General features: G+C 36.5%; 18 protein-coding genes. 4 read left to right on the top strand and 14 right to left on the bottom strand.

From position 1 onward, the window contains the following. Positions 1 to 97 precede the first annotated feature (97 nt). Both HUW50_RS16035 and HUW50_RS16030 read left to right on the top strand, forming a co-directional pair. A complete protein-coding gene (locus tag HUW50_RS16035) occupies positions 98 to 832 on the top strand; it encodes a ThuA domain-containing protein (RefSeq protein WP_066324983.1) in 735 nt (244 codons plus the stop codon). Between the two features lie 91 nt (positions 833 to 923). Then, complete coding sequence (locus HUW50_RS16030) at positions 924 to 2,021, top strand: Gfo/Idh/MocA family protein (protein WP_066324980.1); 1,098 nt, start codon at positions 924 to 926, stop codon at positions 2,019 to 2,021. A 989-nt stretch (positions 2,022 to 3,010) separates the two neighbouring features. On the opposite strand, the gene HUW50_RS16025 is transcribed toward HUW50_RS16030, so the two are convergent. From HUW50_RS16025 to HUW50_RS16015, 3 genes are all read right to left on the bottom strand, one after another. Next, on the bottom strand, positions 3,011 to 4,045 hold the full coding sequence (locus HUW50_RS16025; RefSeq protein WP_083964429.1) for a SepM family pheromone-processing serine protease: 1,035 nt from the start codon (positions 4,043 to 4,045) through the stop codon (positions 3,011 to 3,013). Between the two features lie 252 nt (positions 4,046 to 4,297). Next, the gene (locus tag HUW50_RS16020; protein WP_066324974.1) at positions 4,298 to 7,054 is read right to left on the bottom strand and encodes a GTPase domain-containing protein; all 2,757 of its coding nucleotides are present in this window, start codon (positions 7,052 to 7,054) and stop codon (positions 4,298 to 4,300) included. A gap of 449 nt (positions 7,055 to 7,503) precedes the next feature. Continuing rightward, positions 7,504 to 7,968, bottom strand: coding sequence for a hypothetical protein (locus HUW50_RS16015; RefSeq protein WP_066324971.1), 465 nt, complete (start codon positions 7,966 to 7,968; stop codon positions 7,504 to 7,506). Positions 7,969 to 8,332: 364 nt separating this feature from the next. On the opposite strand from HUW50_RS16015, the gene HUW50_RS16010 reads away from it, so the two are divergent. Next, entirely contained in the window at positions 8,333 to 8,788 is a 456-nt protein-coding gene (locus HUW50_RS16010) for a CotY/CotZ family spore coat protein (RefSeq protein ID WP_066324967.1), read from the top strand. 46 nt (positions 8,789 to 8,834) lie between these two features. Here HUW50_RS16010 and HUW50_RS16005 read toward each other — a convergent pair whose 3' ends face one another. Genes HUW50_RS16005 through HUW50_RS15995 form a run of 3 tightly spaced genes read right to left on the bottom strand, consistent with a single transcriptional unit; the run spans position 8,835 to position 10,830 of the window. Next, positions 8,835 to 9,239 (bottom strand): DUF350 domain-containing protein, encoded by a 405-nt coding sequence (locus HUW50_RS16005; protein ID WP_066324963.1) that lies wholly within the window; start codon positions 9,237 to 9,239, stop codon positions 8,835 to 8,837. Positions 9,240 to 9,256: 17 nt separating this feature from the next. Beyond that, positions 9,257 to 10,510, bottom strand: coding sequence for a glutathionylspermidine synthase family protein (locus tag HUW50_RS16000; protein WP_185653035.1), 1,254 nt, complete (start codon positions 10,508 to 10,510; stop codon positions 9,257 to 9,259). Beyond that, the gene (locus HUW50_RS15995) at positions 10,510 to 10,830 is read right to left on the bottom strand and encodes a hypothetical protein (RefSeq protein WP_066324959.1); all 321 of its coding nucleotides are present in this window, start codon (positions 10,828 to 10,830) and stop codon (positions 10,510 to 10,512) included. The genes HUW50_RS16000 and HUW50_RS15995 overlap by 1 nt, the downstream gene beginning before the upstream one ends. Before the next feature lie 111 nt (positions 10,831 to 10,941). Here HUW50_RS15995 and HUW50_RS15990 point away from each other — a divergent pair, with 111 nt between their 5' ends. Continuing rightward, positions 10,942 to 11,382, top strand: coding sequence for a hypothetical protein (locus HUW50_RS15990; RefSeq protein ID WP_066324948.1), 441 nt, complete (start codon positions 10,942 to 10,944; stop codon positions 11,380 to 11,382). Between the two features lie 147 nt (positions 11,383 to 11,529). Here HUW50_RS15990 and HUW50_RS15985 read toward each other — a convergent pair whose 3' ends face one another. The 8 genes from HUW50_RS15985 to HUW50_RS15950 all read right to left on the bottom strand — a co-directional run bounded on the left by HUW50_RS15985 (position 11,530) and on the right by HUW50_RS15950 (position 20,155). Further along, on the bottom strand, positions 11,530 to 12,444 hold the full coding sequence (locus tag HUW50_RS15985; RefSeq protein WP_066324941.1) for an AEC family transporter: 915 nt from the start codon (positions 12,442 to 12,444) through the stop codon (positions 11,530 to 11,532). A 140-nt stretch (positions 12,445 to 12,584) separates the two neighbouring features. Further along, a complete protein-coding gene (locus HUW50_RS15980) occupies positions 12,585 to 13,337 on the bottom strand; it encodes a LamB/YcsF family protein (RefSeq protein ID WP_066324939.1) in 753 nt (250 codons plus the stop codon). Further along, a complete protein-coding gene (locus HUW50_RS15975; protein ID WP_066324937.1) occupies positions 13,324 to 14,334 on the bottom strand; it encodes a 5-oxoprolinase subunit C family protein in 1,011 nt (336 codons plus the stop codon). Before HUW50_RS15975 ends, HUW50_RS15980 begins: the two co-directional genes overlap by 14 nt. Continuing rightward, positions 14,331 to 15,044: a 5-oxoprolinase subunit PxpB gene (gene pxpB / locus HUW50_RS15970; protein WP_066324929.1), complete on the bottom strand. Its 714-nt coding sequence runs from the start codon at positions 15,042 to 15,044 to the stop codon at positions 14,331 to 14,333. Before pxpB ends, HUW50_RS15975 begins: the two co-directional genes overlap by 4 nt. 242 nt (positions 15,045 to 15,286) lie before the next feature. Next, entirely contained in the window at positions 15,287 to 16,531 is a 1,245-nt protein-coding gene (locus HUW50_RS15965; RefSeq protein ID WP_066324926.1) for a glutamate-5-semialdehyde dehydrogenase, read from the bottom strand. Positions 16,532 to 16,542: 11 nt separating this feature from the next. Next, the gene (gene proB / locus HUW50_RS15960; RefSeq protein ID WP_066324925.1) at positions 16,543 to 17,643 is read right to left on the bottom strand and encodes a glutamate 5-kinase; all 1,101 of its coding nucleotides are present in this window, start codon (positions 17,641 to 17,643) and stop codon (positions 16,543 to 16,545) included. Positions 17,644 to 18,252: 609 nt separating this feature from the next. Continuing rightward, a complete protein-coding gene (locus HUW50_RS15955) occupies positions 18,253 to 19,590 on the bottom strand; it encodes an MATE family efflux transporter (protein ID WP_066324913.1) in 1,338 nt (445 codons plus the stop codon). Positions 19,591 to 19,816: 226 nt separating this feature from the next. Further along, complete coding sequence (locus HUW50_RS15950; protein WP_066324911.1) at positions 19,817 to 20,155, bottom strand: YrdB family protein; 339 nt, start codon at positions 20,153 to 20,155, stop codon at positions 19,817 to 19,819. Positions 20,156 to 20,182: the final 27 nt, after the last annotated feature.

The raw sequence follows: 20,182 nt of genomic DNA, 5'->3' as shown, positions 1-20,182 counted from the left end.
AAAAGCGCGCTGACGCCTTACAAACTATACTCTGAAGTTAGATGTCAAAGCGCTTATCTAATTAATTTTATCCAAATCAAAAAAGGAGTGTTGGAAAATGAAAAAAAACGCATTGATCGTATGGGGCGGTTGGGATGGTCATGAACCAGAGCAAGTCTCACATATTTTTAAAGGAATCCTTGAAGAAGAAAACTTTAATGTAGAGGTATCAAATTCACTAGATTCATATGCAGATCCTGAAAAGCTGAAATCATTAGATTTAATCGTTCCTCACTGGACAATGGGTGAAATTGATAAGAAGTATGTATTAAATATTTCTGATGCTGTTATGAGCGGTGTCGGTTTAGCCGGATGTCATGGTGGAATGTGTGACTCTTTCCGAAACAATGTTGATTGGCAATTTATGACCGGTGGAAATTGGGTAGCACATCCCGGAAATGATGGTGTTGAATATATGGTCAACATCAAGCATTCCACAAGCCCACTTTTAGAAGGTTTCTCAGATTTCAAAGTCGTGAGCGAGCAATATTACCTTCATGTCGATCCAGCAGTGGAAGTACTAGCTACAACACGATTCCCAGTAGTTGATGGTCCACATGCAACGAATAAAGCAGTCGATATGCCTGTCGTATGGACGAAACGCTGGGGTCAAGGACATGTATTCTATAATTCACTAGGTCACCAAGCTAATATTGTTGCTATGCCAGAGGTTTCCCTCATTATGCGCCGCGGATTTTTATGGGCAGCAAAAGAAAAGAACAGCTCTGAAGGATTAGTAGCATCTGCTAACAGCAATGGCCGTGTATATACCGGTATGGGTGATAGCCAATAATTTTATCATTTACATCGAGAGCACTGTACTGCTGCAAGAAAAGAAAACTCGGACAAAAACTTTTCTTATCTAAAAAAATGGAGGTTCTACAATGAAAAAACTTAAAATTGGTATTGTCGGTTGTGGGAATATTAGTTCAATTTACATGGAAAATTGCCAAAAGTTTGATCACCTTGAACTTGTTGCTTGTGCAGATTTAGATGAACTACGTGCACATTCTCAAGCTGAAAAATACGGTGTACCCAAAGCCTGCTCAGTTAATGAGTTGCTCTCTGATCCTGACATTCAATTGGTCATTAACTTAACAATTCCAAAAGCACATGCAACGGTTTGTATCCAAGCACTTGAAGCAGGTAAGCATGTGTATACAGAAAAACCACTTGCTGTCACACGCGAGGAAGGTAAACAAATTTTAGAAACAGCTAAAAAACATAATCTCTTAGTTGGCAGTGCACCTGACACCTTCTTAGGTGCAGGAATTCAAACAGCCATCCATTTAATTGAACAAGGAGAAATCGGTGTTCCGATTGGGGCATCTGCATTTATGATCCACCGTGGTCATGAGCATTGGCATCCAGATCCAGCCTTCTTCTATGACATTGGCGGCGGTCCGATGTTTGATATGGGACCATATTATTTAACAGCATTAGTGTCACTTTTAGGACCTATTGAACGGATATCAGGTTCTACTCGTATTAGCTATCCAGAACGGACAGTGACAAGTGAACCAAAAGCAGGCACTAAAATTCAAGTGGCAACTCCAACACATATTTCAGGAGTTATCGACTTTGCATCAGGTGCAATTGGCTCTATCACAACAAGTTTTGACGCATTTGGCGGAACAACACTGCCACCTATTGAAATTTACGGTAGTGAAGGTACTTTACTAGTTCCAGATCCAAACACATTTGGCGGTCCTGTCCGTATCAGAAAACGTGATGAAAAGGAATTTGTCGAAGTACCATTATCATACGGCTATTCACAAAACAGCCGCGGACTTGGAGTAGCAGATATGGCCAAGGCAATCCTTAATGGGGGAAAATACCGTGCAAACGGAGAATTAGCCTACCATGTATTAGAAGCGATGCACGGCTTCCATGATTCCTCTGATAATGGAACACATTACAAAATGGAGAGTACATGTGAAAGACCTGAATCTTTGGCTGTTGAACAACAGGTTTCTAAGTAGGTTTTATTCTTTTTTGTAGATTTACTTACTAGCATATTTAAAAAGCGTTCAGAGAATGGCAACATTTTTCTGGACGCTTTTGATTTATTTGTAATTTGTTTAGTGTGGATTGAACCGTTTTCCTGTAATTGATCCACTCTTCTTGTTTTATGAACCAAACTCCTTGCCAACCTCACTTTTAGCGGGCGATTGAACCGACTTTCACTATAATTGAACCACTTTTTCTTGCTTTTGAACCACTTTCACCCGTAATTGAACCACTTTTTCTTGCTTTTGAACCACTTTCACCCGTAATTGAACCATTCTCCTTGTTTTATGAACCAAACTCCTTTGCCAACCTCACTTTAGCGGGCGATTGAACCGACTTTCACTATAATTGAACCACTTTTTCTTGCTTTTGAACCACTTTCGTCTTTAATTGAACCACTCCTCTTGTTTTATGAACCAAACTCCTTTACCAACCTCACTTTAAGCAGGCGATTGAACCGACTTTCACTATAATTGAACCACTTTCGCCTTTAATTGAATCATTCTCCTTGTTTTATGAACCAAACTCCTTTGCCAACCTCACTTTTAGCGGGCGATTGAACCGACTTTCACTATAATTGAACCACTTTCGCCTTTAATTGAATCATTCTCCTTGATTTATGAACCAAACCGCTTTTCCCCTTCGATTGAACCTCACTCCAATTAATACATACCAGAACTCCTTACCTACCCTCTACTTATGCATTAAAACGAATCAGATACTATCCTCCCAACAAGAACAAAAGCGCAAGCGCCTTGAACAGCCTCAAGGAATATGATGATTTAGAATAGAAGGCGTTCTGTGCCTTCAAATCTAAATTAGCTAGACTCTAGAGGGGCTAGGAGCTGGATGTCGTGCGCTTATCCACAGTTTAAGAATTTTATAATTTCCTAACCGACAACAAAAAACCTCCATTCCCACGGAGGTTCCTCACCTTTTCATAGATTTTGAGTTTTGTAATCTATTCCTTAACATCAAGTCCTTGCAAATAATCTACTGCTTCGGCTATTGTAGCAATGGGTACGATTTCAATTTCATACTCATTTTCCTTTACTTCAGCTAGGACGTCTTTTTCATTCGTGTCTATTGAAGTGAGGTCTTTTGGTGTAAAGAAGATATCTGCCCCCTCTTCATTAGCAGCTGTAACCTTATGTTTTATCCCACCTATTTGACCAACATTGCCGTTATGGTCAATTGTACCAGTTCCGGCTATTTTATAGCCTTTTGTTAAATCTTCTGAAGTCAGTTGGTTGTAGATTTCTAAGGAAAACATCAAACCTGCAGAAGGTCCGCCAATGTCCTCACTATTTATTTTTACTTTTCTTGAGACCGTTGCTGTGAACTCTTCCTCTGGCGCAATTCCTATTCCCACTCGATCTGTCAAGTCATCTAGGGCAATCATATCGACTGTTTCTTCCAACTCTTTATCACCACGTTTTATTGTTAGGGTTGCGTGGTCTCCAACTTTTTTATTTTCTTCTATGTATGATATAAACTCTGGAGCTTCATTCATATCTTTACCATCAATGCTTGTAATCAAGTCACCGACTTTCAGAACTTTTTTTGCTGGTGAATCTGGTAAAATCGTACGAACAAAAATTCCATGGTACTCAATATCCACTTCTTCCCCAGCTTCAGTAAATCCTGCTACTAATGCATTTTGCTTTGAATCCTTCATCATAAAGTTTAGTATTTTCGTATATTCTGCATCTGTTAAATCACCTTTTACATCTTCTTCCTTAACGATATCTGTGTGGGGAGCAACTAGTCCATACACTAAAATATAAGGATTAAAAGCTTTCACAGATAATACAGTAGTCAAGTTAAAGCTTCCTTGTTCATCTTTATGTCCACCCTCTACCGACACTTTTGGCTCTAAATCTTCAATAGGTCCTGGTTGGTAAAGATAATATGGGGTCGGTATAAATGCAATGATCACTAAGAGTAGCAAAATGATCAATATTCGTTTAAATGTCAGTTTATTGTTTTTTCTCAAAATCGTAGTCTCCTTGTTTATGTCATAGCCGCTTACCTATCATTATATTCTAAAAGAATAAAAAATAGAATTTCCTATCTATTAAATAGGCACTATTAAACTTAGTTGTTGATTTCCACTATAGGCGTTCGCTTCAATCAACAAAGTGCAAAAACTCAACAATGAGCTCTACAGAGTCATTAAATAAAAAAGAGACTTCATTCATACGGAAGCATAGCCCTCCATACAAATTCAGTCTCTTTATAAGGTATACTATACCATTCGGCTATAATCCTTTTTCGCTTGTAGCATAAATTCCTGCTGAAGAAGATTAACTTCAAACAATTTTAATGGATCGTAAAAGAGCTCAGGATTTGCTTTCATTTCACTTAGCCCTTCTTTCTCCTCTTGGATAGTCGTTTCGGTTTCAACAATTGTTTCCTCAACCTCGCTAATTGGAGTAGTAAAGAAAGAGGATATATCTTGATTTAAGCCTTTTTCAAACAACTCAAATGGTAAAAATAATTTCCGGGAAATTGATTCCGTTACTTCTTCAAAGGTTTCATTCTCAACGTATTTTTTATATTGATTCACAAGCATCATCTTATTTTGATTCATGGCTCCGAATAGCTTTCCAGCACTTTTTAATAGGAGTTGTGCTGGTTTATTTTTCAGCATAATATTTTCGTTTTCATACTGAATTCTCCCTGTCATCCGATTAATATCACGACGCCAATCCTCTAAAATCGTAAACTCACAATTTAATTGAAGCTTTTCTTGCTGATAGATTTCATTAAAGGTTTCGCTCATTTCCTTTAAGTAGGATTGACTTTCATGTAATTCATCCTTTGATGTGGAAATCCAATTCTCAAGCTTATCGCAAAGCATCGGCACCAAGGTCTGTTCATAATATTCCTTTACTTTGGCATTCATGCTGTTATTAAGCATAATATGAATTTGTTTAAAATCACTGTCTTCTTTAATTTGCTCTGCACTTTCTTTTAAAAGCCTAGGTATTGTTACTTGTAGTTCTGTTTTACTTTCCTTCATTAATTCTTTATATGCAGCTACTATGGTAGCAACTTTTTCTTGTTGAAGATCAGTAAGTTTATTCGTAAAGCCTTTTAAACGACCTAATATATCTTCATTCCATTGAATGGAATCGATTAATCCCTTCTCCATATCAACGCGTTTTTGCAATAGATCCGTGAGCATTTTACGGATTAAGGTTAGTACCTTTGCTGTTCGTTTTTCTTGTTTTTCTTTTATGCTATAAGGAAAATGCGTGGATAAAAATATATTAAGCTTACTTAATTGCTGACTAAATGGATGTAATGATGAGTAAGGTAAAATTTCCGCCTCAGGATAAATAGCTCCAATTTGTGATTTTATTTCGTCCGTAAGAGCAGCGGTATGTGCGTCACTTGCAATTAAATCAACTTTATTTAATAAAAAGTGTACCTTTAAGTCTGGCGCAAAGTTTTTCATCTGACATAAAACATCATATTCTCGTTCTGATAATGACGAACCATCTAAAACATACAACAACCCGTCAGCTAATGGCAATGAATCAAATATCTGGTTTCTCATCTCATTACTACCATTGATTGGTGGTGTATCTATAATTGCACACTGATGCTCATGCAACAAAATACATGGTCGTTTAACATGGATAAGTGATTTCTCATCAGCTTGAATGTATTCATCTAATTCACGTTGATTGTGAACCGTTTGTTGTTCAGAATCAGAAATGTGATTCATTGTTAACTCGTCATCATCATGTAGGATTACGAAGGATGTTGTTGATCCTTTGAATAGTTGGTCTCCTAGTAAAGAGTTAACAAATGTCGTTTTTCCGCTTCCTGATTTTCCAGCTAACAGAAAATGATTCTTAATTTGTGGGTTGATTAGCTCTTCCAACCACCAATTTACTTTATTATTTACTTCAACTGAATGATTTTCTGCCCAGTCACTAATCGTTTTAAATAGTTGTAAGGCGTTTTCTAAGCCACTTTGCTCATTTTCAGCTTCAAAAATGATTGATTCTGCTTTATAGACAGCATCAGGTAGAACCGTTCCTGGAAAAATTTCATTCCAGGCTAATACTGTCGCCGATGGAAACAATCCATTCTCTCGTGTTGAAAGAAGTAACCAATTAGCCAATAAATTAGGAATAATATCGTGAAGCTCCCTTAGATAGTAGGATCCCTCAGTTAACCCAATAAATGTCTCCTCAAAAAGATGTATTGTGTGATCCCATTGATGATCATTTGCTTCAAGGTCAACAGTAAAAAAGAGATCATTGATTGTTCTTAACCAGGTTAGATATGATTCTTCATTTTTGTAGCTATGCCATAGAGCTCCGATAAATTGTGAAAAGGAATGTTTACTTACTTCAAAAAACGTTAGCAATGCTTCAGCGAAAAAATCAGGCTGAAACTGTTTTGTATACCCTGCTTTTACATATGAGATTAGAACTTGGAACCATTCTTCACGCTCAGTTCGAATCGATTCAGTAACCGCGAGCTTTATTGCATGAGCAAAATCATTCTTCTCTTCATAAAAGTCTCGAGCAATATTTGTTACTTGTGGATAATCTGGGTTAATATGTAATGCCTTTTGGATGATTTCATAAGCATTCTCTATCTTATTTCTTTCTTGATAAAGAGAAAAAAGCTTGAGAGCTACCTCAATGCTTAAGGTTTTGTCTTCTGTTTCAATTGAAATGTACTTATCTTCAGCGGCTGAAAGCAAGCCCAATTGATAATAGGCATCGCCAATATTTTTATTAGCCCATGGTTCGAGCTCGTTTTTTATATTTTCCCATTTAAAAATGGCTGTTTCATAATCCTGATACAGATAATAAATCTCGCCTTGAGCAAAACGTATGTAGGACAAATCGAAACTCTCATCGCTGTTCTGCTCCTCAAAATATGCTTGACCAAGTACTTCAGCCGGTTGTCTTTGGTCACTTCCAGCTATAAACGTCTCATAAAAGGTTTTATGAATTAATTGTTTTTCCGTTTGCATAGTATCCTCCTGCTAAAAATATAAGTTTATCATGAACATGTATAAAACATAAAATAGGAACAAAAGCTCAAGGCGCCTTTATCAGCAACATAGAAAAAAGAGCACTCCATATGTAATAAAGTGACTTAGTGTATAAGGAGCGTGAAGTTCGCTAGTCGCTGGATGTCAAAGAGCCTATTGGTTTATTTTAACAGAAATTCGTTCCCGAAAATGTTAATTTTATTTCAAATTTATTTATACTTAATTATCCTAGTAAAAAGAACAAAAAACCAATACCTTCTTAAACAATTCGTAAAAGGCATTGGTTTTATTAGGGTGTATGAAATAAACAAATTGTGAAAGTGACATTGGGGTTTTCAAGAAGAATTACTTAATTTTTTCTTCACTAAAAATAATTACATTGTAAAAAATTGTAGTTTGGTTAATACACTTGTCGATTATTTCATTTTTCATTTCTTATACTTCTTTACCCTATTTAAGATAAACCATATGATATAACCAATTAGTAATCCAGGAATGAGTGATAGCATTGGTGTCCAAATGGGGCCTAATAGCACACCATTTATTTTAAAAATCGGTGAATACATAAGACCAACGGTTACAAAATAGGCCCCAAATACAAAGGGAAAAAATGAATATGGAGACCTCTCACCCTCCGCATCCTTAAATGCATCCCACATAGCAAACATATATACACATGGATAAAACATAAGCCATTGATAGTTTACGATTTGGAAAGCTTTGTCAATTTCCCCTAAAAAGCTTGCCATAATCGCTGAATTAAAATTGCTGTTCACATTAATAAGAAACTCTAAAAAAATAAAAACAAAACCCTTGGCTAATTTTTTATTCAGAATTTGGGCAAATCCAGGTAGTGCTATACTCCATAAAATTGCTTCTGTTTTTGACGTCATATTACTGCTTCCTATTCATCATTATTAATAACAAATTACCTCACTAATTTCCCCTGTTTCATCCATAACTATTACGCTTATTAACGTCTAAAACAAGTACTTCAACCGTTTAATTGTTAACAAATGAAATACTTTGTTTTATTACTATTTACAATCACTTCCATTTATATTCTTATTTTGATAGAACAAACAGTAAAATATTGCAATATCAATATGATGGCTTTTTTCATACGAATTCTAAACCTTTAAGTAGATTAGACGATCTACCCAGCACGAATTCAATAGAAAATCTATATTCTAACATTAAGTAGTTCTTCGTTTAGTTGGAGATTTACTGTTTTTATGTGTAAGGTGGGAAATACAAATGATTGAAGACACGAACGATATGAATGCACATACGATTTCCTGTATTTGGACCGCACTCGAAACAATCAAAAATTCCCAGGACAAAGCCGCGTATCTTCGGTCCACCTGCAAACTAATTGAGGCACCGGCATTTAAAACGATTCCATTTATCCTGCAAACCCAAAAGGGAGAGCCATTTTTCACATGGGCTAAAGCTGGAAAACCAGAATGCTTTGTAACTATTTTCTTTAAAGTTATCAAATTGGATCGTGAATCAGGGTGTGTAACATTACGTTTATTACGTCCAAATAAATGTATATGGGATGACGAACTTAATGGGGTTAGATTCAGAAGAATCTGTGAGGTAGACTTTGTAACTGAATCGGATGAAGGTGTTACTATTGACCCTACTAACTTTAGTGCCATAAAATGCTTTGATCCCGCTTTTGTTAAGGAAGAAGAAGGTCTAGATTAAAAAAGCACAAACATTCAATTTCTTGTTTGTGCTCGATTGTTATTATTTAATACGTAAGTGATGCTGCAATAATTAGTCCGATTGATACAGATAAAAATAATAGAAATAATCCTACAGCTTGATTATCGTCATCAATTGCTTTGGTAATATTAAATTTAGGTGTTAAAAGCTCTGCCAAATAAAAAACAATGATCTGAATGACAATCGCTATGCTTCCCCACACCACCATATCCAGTATATTGACAGAGTTTGATATTGATGAATAGAGGACAATTGCTAACCCTAAAATACGACCACCAAATGCATAGACAGCCGCTTTGTTTCCATTTTTAATTAATTCAAATTCTTTATTTTTTGTTGTTACTTCAAATAGGATAATTCCAATAAATAGTAATACAACAGCTAATCCAATATAAGAAACTGTCGACAAAAACAATTCTGTAAATGACATACTATCAGGTCCCTTCTTTAACGTTTTACTCCTACTGGTAAAAAATAGGCATTGTTATCCGTTATTTGCTGTCCAGCTCTTAAACCGATTCCACAAGCTTTTCCATTTATTAAAAAGCTTCCGATTAATAGCTTCCCTTTTTTTAGCCCATCGATCGTTTTAATTTCTTTTGTCGGGAGTTCAATAAACTTTTGATAAACCGGCAATGACTTTTCATAGCTTTTATTCTTGTCTTCAAGAATCTTCTTTGTCCCATGAAAAATTGATACCGTATCTCCTTCCCGACCAAAGCTTGGTTTTTTTACATATTTTATACCGCTTGTTAGGAATACATCTTCCTCGAGATATGTAGGCAAAAAATAGGTTGAAATCCAATGCTTTTCTTCATCTGAGAAGAACGGATGATCACACTCCATCATCCCCCAAATAACTGCTTGAACAGCCTTCGATTGCAAAAGAAACGCTGAAATGGGATTGATCATTTGCAGCTTGTTTGAAGCAACTAGCTCGAGTAGTTGTAAACCTATTTTTTCATTTGTTTCTTCTTCGACGTCTTCAATTAAATGCTCTAACGGATATGTTTGCCGATAGAGAAGATCAATCTTTTTGCCTTCATCATCATACAATCCTACTTGCTCTTTAATTGTGAGCTTATGCAATGGAACATATTTCGCCGAAACATTTGCTGCTTCCATTAAAAACAATGTTGTTAATTTGTCTTCTTCATGTTCATCATGTGATGTGAAAACGATATGTGGTTCATCTGTAAGTTCAGAATGATGTAGCACTTCTGCTAACGCTTTTCGTATTTCTTTTCCTAGTATATCAACTAATCCCTTATTCGGATTCTCAACATTAAACTCTTCACACATGGCACCATTTACATAAAAAACTTCCTTCTCAAAAGTCGGAGTATCACTATTAAGCTCAAGTAGCTTCAATCCATTAGTCGTTTGAACTAAGTCCACACGAGCAATAACCGTTTCAACCGGTAAAGACCGATGTCTGATAAATGGGAGCATGCTTCTTGGAATATCTAATTGTAATAATGTTTCGTTAGATGAGTTTCTCAGTAAGTTTCCTAGCTTAAAGAAAATTTGACCGACTCTGTTTGTCACGTTACATACTTCATTAACCTCTTCTTTTGTCATAAGAGCGATATCATATAACGCATATTCACTATCATAAAGATTATGCCAAAAGGAGTTCATCTTGCTGTAAGCTTGATTCCGCTTTTGTCTATGATACTCTAGATTAAATGAGTGTAACATTACCCACCAAAACCTCCACTAGACCCAGACCCAAATCCAGATTTTCCTCCTTTAAATGAGCTACTCGATTTATAGCTTTGATAAGCGGAATTTGTTTTTAAGCTGCTTTTAGATGAAAACATTTTTCCACCGTAATAAAAATGACCATAGTGAGATGAATCATAATCATCACATTCCCAAACGCCTTCATCAGACTCCCATTCCCAATCCCCACAATCAGTTCCCTCAGGAACAGGTGGTAACGACTCATCACTACATCCAGTAGCTGTAATCATCGTAGCAGAAATGATTCCAGTTAATAATTTATTTGTCTTACTCAAACGCCTTCCCCCCCTTAAATAGCTTTTCTCTGTTAATAATTACAAATTAATTCATGATAAACTGCGCCCTAATATAGTATAGTAGAAATAATGACATCTTTGGAGGTATATATGAAAAAAAGTTATAAATTGGAATATCGTTTAAACGATGAACGGAATAGCTACCCTGCATTGTTTCATTACGAGTTTGCAGAGCCCTCAGAAATCTTTTGTCGAAGACTATGTGATTATTTTATAAAAAACAAAGAGGTGTATCATCAAACGTCTTCCAGTCTTGAAGACGAATATTATGTTATTTATGTAGAAAAAGATGATGAAGAACATATTTTTGACCATGCTATGCACTATACACATGTAACACTTGAAGTACGTGACTTTAAGGAATACAATGATTCACCACTTATCTTTACATATGATTTATATTCACATGAAGAAGCATTATCCCTGATCGGAAATGATTATTTATGGATCCAGGATCAAGAGTACGAAAAAATATCAGCTGAAATTGATGAGGACCGTTCTACATATGTTCTATATATGTCGAAGGCTTAGAACCTTTTGAATGCCTTTAGGAGGGATTATTAGCGCGTAATGTCATTCTTTAAAAAATACCGATAATCACTCAATATTCTAAGAAAATGTCTTGTATTTGGGTTTGTGATTAAATAAAAACCCCTGATATGCTCAGAGGTCTAAAAATCATCCATATATTAAACTAGATACATATAAAACAATTGGTAATGTCACCAAGCTTAATACCGTACTAAATAATGTAGCTGTTGATACAAATTGTGGTTCTGTATCATATTGGAGTGCATACATAGTTGTATTTGCAGCTGTTGGCATCGCTGAAAGTACGATCATAATTTGTTTTAATAAATCATCAATTGGCAGGAATAACGTAAATACGAATGCAATAACAGGTGATATAAACAGTCTTAAACCTAAAGATAATGACAGTGGAGCAAAATCTAATTTTTTTACAGATATTTTAGCAAGCTGCATTCCTAAAATAATCATAATTGTTGGAACTGCTGCATCCCCCACCATCTCAATGGCATCCATAAATGAACCTCCGACCGGTATGTGAAAGAGATGAAAAATGACCCCAAGCAGTGCACCGTAAACAATAGGTACTTTCACAACCTCTTTCAAAGCCATTTTTATACCGCCACCATCTGGAGAGCCCTTTGCAGCATAATAAATACCAACTGTACACATAAGAAGCTGCTGAATAACCATTAAAATAACGGCGTAATGAAGCCCTGCCTCACCGAAAGCAAAGAAAATAAGGGGTGTTCCATAATTTCCATTATTCATAAATGCAGATGCTAGGATCATTCCACATGTTTTCTTTACAGAATATCTTCTAATAAATGCAATAATATAAATAATGATAATAAGGCAAAGCGCAAGCCCGACCGTGTAAAAAGTCATCATTGCATAATCAATCGTCAAATCTGTTTTATAAAATGTTTGAAAAGCTAAAAAAGGAAGCATTAAATATATGGCCATAACAGATAATGGCTTCGTATCAAATCCAATCATTTTCTGACCAACAAACCCAATACCAAAAATAAAAAAAATCGGAATTAATACCGTGAAAAATTCCATTAGATCACCTTACCTAACTACGAATCTATGAATTGATTCTTCTAGTATACCATATCAATATAAATGGATTGGTTTATTTAGTTGTAGGCTATATTTCACCCGTGTGGGCAAAAATATTTCCCGGGCACTTAAATTCTCAGTTACAATCCTTTAACCTCTATACCATTATCCTGCAAAGCTCTATTTATTTTCTTAGCGAATTCAACCGAGTGTTCCCCGTCACCATGGATACAAATTGTATCAGCAGTTATTGGCACTTCATGTCCTGATGTGATAACCTTTTGATCAACAACCATTTTTATCACTTGAGCAATTGCTATGTTTTCATCTTTAATAAGTGCACCCTCTTGATGACGAGGTGTTAACGTACCATCTCTTTGATACGTTCGATCTGCAAATACTTCATTCGCTGTTTTTAAGCCGAATTTGTTTCCTGCTTTTATTAATTCACTTCCAGAAAGCCCATATAAAATAAGCTCAGGATTTATTTTATAAATAGCTTTGGCAATCGCCTCTGCTAAATCCTTCTTTACGGCAGCCATATTGTATAACGCACCATGTGGCTTTACGTGTTTTAATACGGCGCCCTCAGCTAATACGAAGCCGTGAAGTGCACCGATTTGGTAAACAACTAGATCATACACCTCCTCTGCTGTAATAGACATTGTTCTTCTACCAAAGCCTTTTAAATCATCTAAACCTGGGTGTGCGCCTATACTTACAGAATGATCCAATGCAAGACGTACGGTTTTCTTCATCGTTTCCGGATCGCCAGCATGAAACCCACATGCAATATTTGCAGATGTAATAGAAGTAATGATCTGCTCATCGGCACCGATTGTATATCTACCAAAACTTTCCCCCATATCACAATTCATATCAATACGAACCATGCTTCATCCTCCTAAAAGCTAATGAAATACCAATTTTCACTTTTGAAATCATATGCTCTCTCTCTAATAGCAGTCTTTGAGCATCTTGTATGCTTATTTCCTTAAAAGTCAGATTTTCACCTGGCATCACTTGTGATAATACTGAAAAATCAATACTTGCTACATAACCTATTTTCGGATAACCACCGATTGTTTGTCGATCTGCCATTAAAATAATCGGTTGACCATCATTTGGCACTTGAATCGTTCCCATCGTTACAGCTTCTGATAAAAGTTCAACATCTTTGGTTAACTTAAGTGCTTTTGCAGATAGGCGATATCCCATGCGATCTGAATTAGGTGTAACCTTATATTTTTCTGAAAGAAATTCTCTTTTAGATCTTTCTATAAATAGATCGAATTGAGGTCCTTTTATAAATCGTATTTCTGGGTCTTTCTTATAAACTGGTTTTATTAGCGAACTTACAGTCCAATTGACTTGTTTAAATGGTCCTGACCAAATTCTCGTACAAAGGAATTTTGCTAAATCACTCGGCTTGTAGTTGAGTACATCTCCCTTTTGCAAAGTACGGCCATGATAACCACCTAAACCACCCCTTACATATGTACTTCGGCTTTCCATTACCAATGGAACATCAATTCCCCCTGCAACAGCTAAGTAAGTTCTACAGCCTTGTAGTGGACGGCCGAAGCGAAGGACACTTCCTGCTTTCACAAAAATTGGTTTCCATAATGGTACAGGTTTGCTGCCAATGCTCGCAGACAAATCAGCTCCACAAAGCGATATTAATGTATCCTGTTGAAATAACAATGTTGGTCCTATTAACGTCATTTCTACCACTGCATCATCTTCGTTATTGCCAATGAGAAGATTAGCAATTTTTGCTGCGACCTCATCCATCACACCACCAACAACAACTCCATATTGCTGAAATCCAATTCTCCCTAAATCCTGCACTGTTGTCGATAAACCTTGTTCTAGCACCTTTATCGTCATTGCTTCTCTATCCTTAGAGCTTCAAATTGCTGTGGAGTAATTGGTTGAAAACGGACGAAATCTCCTGCACGTAATAGACTAGGTTGTTTTGCATCTTGCCGAAATAACCGTATAGGTGTTCGTCCAATTAACTGCCAGCCTCCTGGACTTTCAATCGGGTATACCCCTGTTTGTTCCCCGCCAATCCCAACACTTCCTACTGGTATCTTCAATCTTGGCGTCGCTTTCCTTGGTGTTGCAATTTCTTTTGACATTCCACCAAGATAAGGAAAGCCTGGCGCAAAACCAATCATATAAACTAAGTACTCTTGGTTAGCGTGGATATTAATGATTTGCTGTTGTGTTAAATGATGGTAGTCTGCAACATCTTGTAAGTCAGGACCAAAATCTCCGCCATAGCAAACTGGGATCGTGACTGTTTTTGATGGATGAGAAATGGATACTGGTAGGTTAGTTAGTCTGGATTTTAGTATGCTAAGGACAACGTCATATGGTGTTTTTTTGGGAGTAACCATCTCAATCTTTGTTGGTTCATAACTAATTGTGGCAGAAGTAAAGCTTGGGATGACCTCGAGCAATCCTGGAAAAGGGTTTGCTTCTATGAATTCAGTGAAGGCAATGATCTTCTGATGAAGGTCTTTATGTAGTTCTTGACCAAAATGAATCGTGATTGCCTTGTCGCCTTGTGGGTAAAAGGTGATTTGGTCCATTTTATCCTCCTTCTCGTTATGATTGATTGTAATTTGAGATCCCTTTAATCATTATTTATGAAACATTTTAGATTTAGTTTTATTATTATTTTACCATTAACCTGAGGTTTACTACTATTACCCTGTTTTGTAAGATTAAGTATTATCTGCATTACATGAAATTTATAATTTCCCAAACGACAAAAAAGAGCTAGACCTAATTATTCTAGGTTAAGCTCGCAATCAATCATGACTATCATTTATTAACGAATCTGGCCTGTTCCATAAACGAAAAACTTACTTGAAGTTAACGCGTTTAATCCCATCGGACCTCTAGCATGTAGCTTTTGTGTACTAATGCCAATTTCCGCTCCATATCCGAATTCAGAGCCATCCGTAAAACGTGTTGATGCATTATGATACACAGCTGCAGCATCTACTTTATTTAGGAATTTATTTGCACGGTCCTCACTTGCTGTGATGATTGCTTCTGAGTGATTTGTTCCATACTTATTAATATGGTTAATAGCTTCTTCCACACTTTTTACTACCTTAATACTTACGGAAAGAGCCAAGTATTCGGTATACCAATCTTCTTCAGTTGCTAGTTTCGCAGTACCAAACACACTACTTACTACACTATCCCCATAAATTTCAACACCATGGTCATTTAACGTATCAATTAAATCCTTACCATGTTGTGCAAACCATTTTTCTTCGATTAAAATTGTTTCAATTGCATTACATACAGAAGGACGTTGAGTTTTTCCATTAATCACAATACTTTCAGCCATCTGATAATCAGCTGATTCATCGATAAACACATGACAGTTTCCAGCTCCTGTTTCAAGAACAGGTACTGTTGCCTCTCTAACCACTGTATCGATCAGATTCTTACCACCACGTGGAATTAAGACATCTAAATATTCCTTTAAGTGAAATAGTTCTTTTGCTGTTTCTCTGCTTGTATCTTCAATTAATTGAACAGCATCTACAGGTACCTTGCTTATTTCTAATGCTTTATGAATCGACTGAACAAGTGCCTCATTTGAAAAACGTGCAGATGAGCTTCCTCTTAAAATAACAGCATTTCCTGTTTTTAATGTAAGTGTTGCCGCGTCAATTGTCACATTAGGCCTTGCTTCATAAATCATCCCGATTACACCCAGTGGTACGCGATTCTGTCTTATAAGCAGACCATTGTCTTTATGAATCGTTTCGAGTGTTTCACCGATAGGATCTTTTAGATCAATTAAAAGTCGTATCGCTTCTGCCATATCAAGAATCCGTTTTTCGTTTAGCATGATGCGATCTAATACGCTTTCTGATAATCCATTTTTTCTTCCAGCTTCAAGATCCTTTTGATTTTCTTCAAGGATATACTCTTGATCAACAAGTAACTGATCAGCGATTTTCCCCAACGCTTCATTTTTTTCCTCTGTTGATATGCCGACCATCATAAAACTTGCTGTTTTTGCTGCTTTTCCCTTTAGTAATACCTCACTCATCTTATTCCCTCCTATGCTTTTACCCATTTATTTCGATGTATCACAACAATTGATGATAAAACCTCGTCTTTACTTAGCTCTTCACTTCGTTTCCCCATGAATTTTTTTAACTCATCAGAAGAAAAAAGAACCTCACCCTTACCTAACAATCCATTTGGTCCAACTACTTCTACAACATCACATTTCTGAAATGAGCCTTTAATATCATAGACTCCTGCCGGAAGTAGACTTTTTCCATTGTATAAAAGTGCATCCTCTGCACCTTTATCAACGTATATTTTGCCTGATACTTCCGAATGAAACGCAATCCATTGTCTACTATTATTAATAGTAGTTAATCCGTTTTTTCCAATATAGGTTCCATTTCCAGCGCCCTCGATTATATCTATTAGCTTGTTATTTCCTTTCCCTAAGCCGATAAATACTTGAACACCTAATGAAATTGCCGTCTTAGCAGCCATTAATTTTGACTTCATTCCGCCTGTTCCTACCTTTGTTCCGGCACCTTCAGCGGCAGCAAGCATGTCTTCTGTCACCTCAGGTAGATAGTCAATTTTTTTTGCTAAAGGATTTGTCCGAGGATTTGAATCATATAAGCCATTAATATCTGTTAAAATAATAAGCTGGTCGGCATGAATAAGTCCGCTTACTAGCGCAGAAAGCATATCATTATCACCAAATGTCAACTCTTCAACAGAGACCGTGTCATTTTCATTTATAATTGGCAAAATTCCTCGTTCTAAAAGCTCTGTAATTGTCGCATAAGCATTTTTATAACGATCCTGCTTTGAAAAGTCATTTCGTGTTAGAAGAATTTGTGCTGGTATGATATCAAATTGACCAAACTGTTCAATATAGGATTGGACAAGTAGACTTTGCCCCACCGCAGCTGCTGCTTGCTTACCCTTTAATGTTATCGGTCGTGTTGGATATCCTAGCCGAGAAAATCCAGCAGCGACAGCACCTGATGACACAAGCAGTACTTCATGACCCGCTTCACGTAGTGCTACCACTGCATGAACATGGTCTGAAAATTTCTCTTGATCGATTTGACCCTTAGTATTTGTTAACGAGCTACTACCGATCTTGACGACAATCCGCTTTTTTTCCATGATCTCTTTCCTCCACTATTTTTCTTTAAATACATCCCATGCATAATTAAAACAAAAAAGCCCTATTCATCCCTAAAAATAAGGACGAAAAGAGCTATGCTTCCGTGGTACCACCTTTATTGAATGTGAATTAGAAATGCGGAAGCGCCTTGTTCAGCTCCGACAAGCATAAGACGCTAATGAAATGAAGGTGTTCTTTACCTTCATTTCATTAGTGGCTAGACCCTAGAGGCAGTTAAAACGCGACGTCCTGTCGCATTGACTGCACTCGCACGTCCTGTGCTTCGAAGCTTTGGCGCTGGAGCTAGACACGAAAATCTAAGTACCAAAACTTAAACCTTCTTATCTATTTTTCAATCACATCCCACTTTACCCTTTTAACGTCAGGGACACGCCTATGTTTTCATAGGACTCAGGAGGTAGGTTCGACGGCTTTTATGTTATGAAGTCTTCCAGCTAATAAACTTCACTCTCTGGTACTAAAAGTCCCGCTTACTATTCCTCCGTACACGTTCATCGATTTTTTACTATTATGCCGAGTATTTTGCCTACTGTCAAGACTGTAAACGCTAATTTTTAGAAAATTTGCAGATGGAGTTAGTGTTATTTTCACAGTACTTTACTAACCTTTATTTTATCCCATTTACCAAACTTATAATAACCATATGCAATCACACTGCTGATCACAAAACTTAGTCCCATTCCAACTGCAACCCCATTTTCTCCCAACCAAACTGAACATAAAAAAGATAGTGGGTAGCGAAGAATCCAAAAGGAAATCACATTAAGAACTAATACTTGAAACATTGCACCTGCAGCGCGGACAATACCATTTAAGATAAAATTAATCCCTAAAAACGGATAAAATAGGGCAATAATTTGTAAGTATCTCATTCCGAATTGAACAGCGGCTTCTTCATTAATAAATAGCCTAATCGCGATTTCTGCAAATATAACAACTAGAATACTTATAAAGACCATAATAAAAAGATTGATCAAAACTCCATATTTAGCAATCTGGTGAACACGGTCCATTTTATTTGCCCCGATATTTTGTCCAGCCATACTATTAACAGCTGTACCAAGCGCCATAGCTGGTAACATAATGACACTATCAAGACGCTGGGCAGCACCAAATCCTGCGACAACATCATTCCCGAAAGAGTTGACAACACTCATAATTGCCATCACACCAGCTGAAATGACGGTCATTTGTAGGCCTGATGGAATTCCAAGCTTCAAAATCGTCACGACTTCATCCTTTTTCGGTAGCTTAGGTAATATAAACGGGATAAGCGTTCGCTTCATCGTATCGAAAATACCATATAAAAAAGCAATACCTTGCGAAAGGATCGTTGCATAGGCTGCACCTTCAATTCCAAGCTTGAATACAAACAGATATATTGGATCGAGAAGCGCATTTAAAATAACTGCAATAACAACATATCGAATCGGTGTTTTACTATCACCTAGTGCCCTTAAGACTGTACCGATGAAATTGTAGCCAAATAAAAATAAGATTCCGATGAAATTGATTTGAAGATACGCCGTTGCCTCTTTGATCATTGATTGAGGAGTACCAAGAAGTTCTACGATCATCTCAGAAAAGATATAGCCGATGATACCTAACAATACAGATAAAATAGTTAATATCACAACAAATGCATTAATATAGCTTTTAAGCCCACTCTCATTCCCTTGACCTTTTTGCTGTGATAGAATCGTTAAAGTTGCGTTATTTATTCCAATAATGAACGATAAAATTGTAAAAATCACCGTACTAGAAACGGCAATAGCCCCTAGAGCATTTGCACCAAGAAGATTACCAACCCACAAGCTATCGATAAATTGATAGGATACTTGCAACAAGTTTGTAAGCATAATTGGCAGTGAGAAAAACCAGATTTGCTTTACAATCTTTCCATTTGTAAAATCTTGTTGATTCATGCCAAACCTTCCTTTCATGTCGATCCATTTATCTTATCATAGCCCTAGATGGACATGCACAAGGAAAGCATTTTATATAATGAGAGGTTTAAGATAAATTTTCATCTACGATTATGGGTCTTTTATCTTCGATTTTATTAATTTATCTTCGAATTTGATGATTTATCTTCGATTTTTTCATTTTATCGACTATTCGACAAAATCCATCAAATTTCCCTATTCTTCTTCACTGTTCCCAAACAATCATTAGGACTTTATTAATAATAACGACAACAATAAAAGTGCCAGCTAATGAAGCTTTGCCTGAAGCATATAATGCGAAAGCTGCTGCACCATTGATCACAATCTCTAATAATAGTCTAATTGGGACACCGACTTTGAAGGGTGCAGCCGGAGAGCCGAACAATCCCCAAAGAGTTGCAGCTGCTAATGGTGTTCCAAGCCCTAATATAACCTTCAAAAGGATACCATGACCTGCTTTAAAACCCCAATAACCAAGTGCTGCTAATGCACATAGTTCTAAAACAAACCGAAATCCTAAATTACTAGCTTTTAATAAAAGCATTCCAAGCTCCCCCATTACAGTGTTACG

It is taken from the genome of Metabacillus sp. KUDC1714, assembly GCF_014217835.1.
GTDB lineage: Bacteria > Bacillota > Bacilli > Bacillales > Bacillaceae > Metabacillus > Metabacillus rhizosphaerae.
The sequence above is the reverse complement of the archived record's forward strand: the minus strand, read 5'-3'. Positions and strand labels throughout refer to the sequence as shown.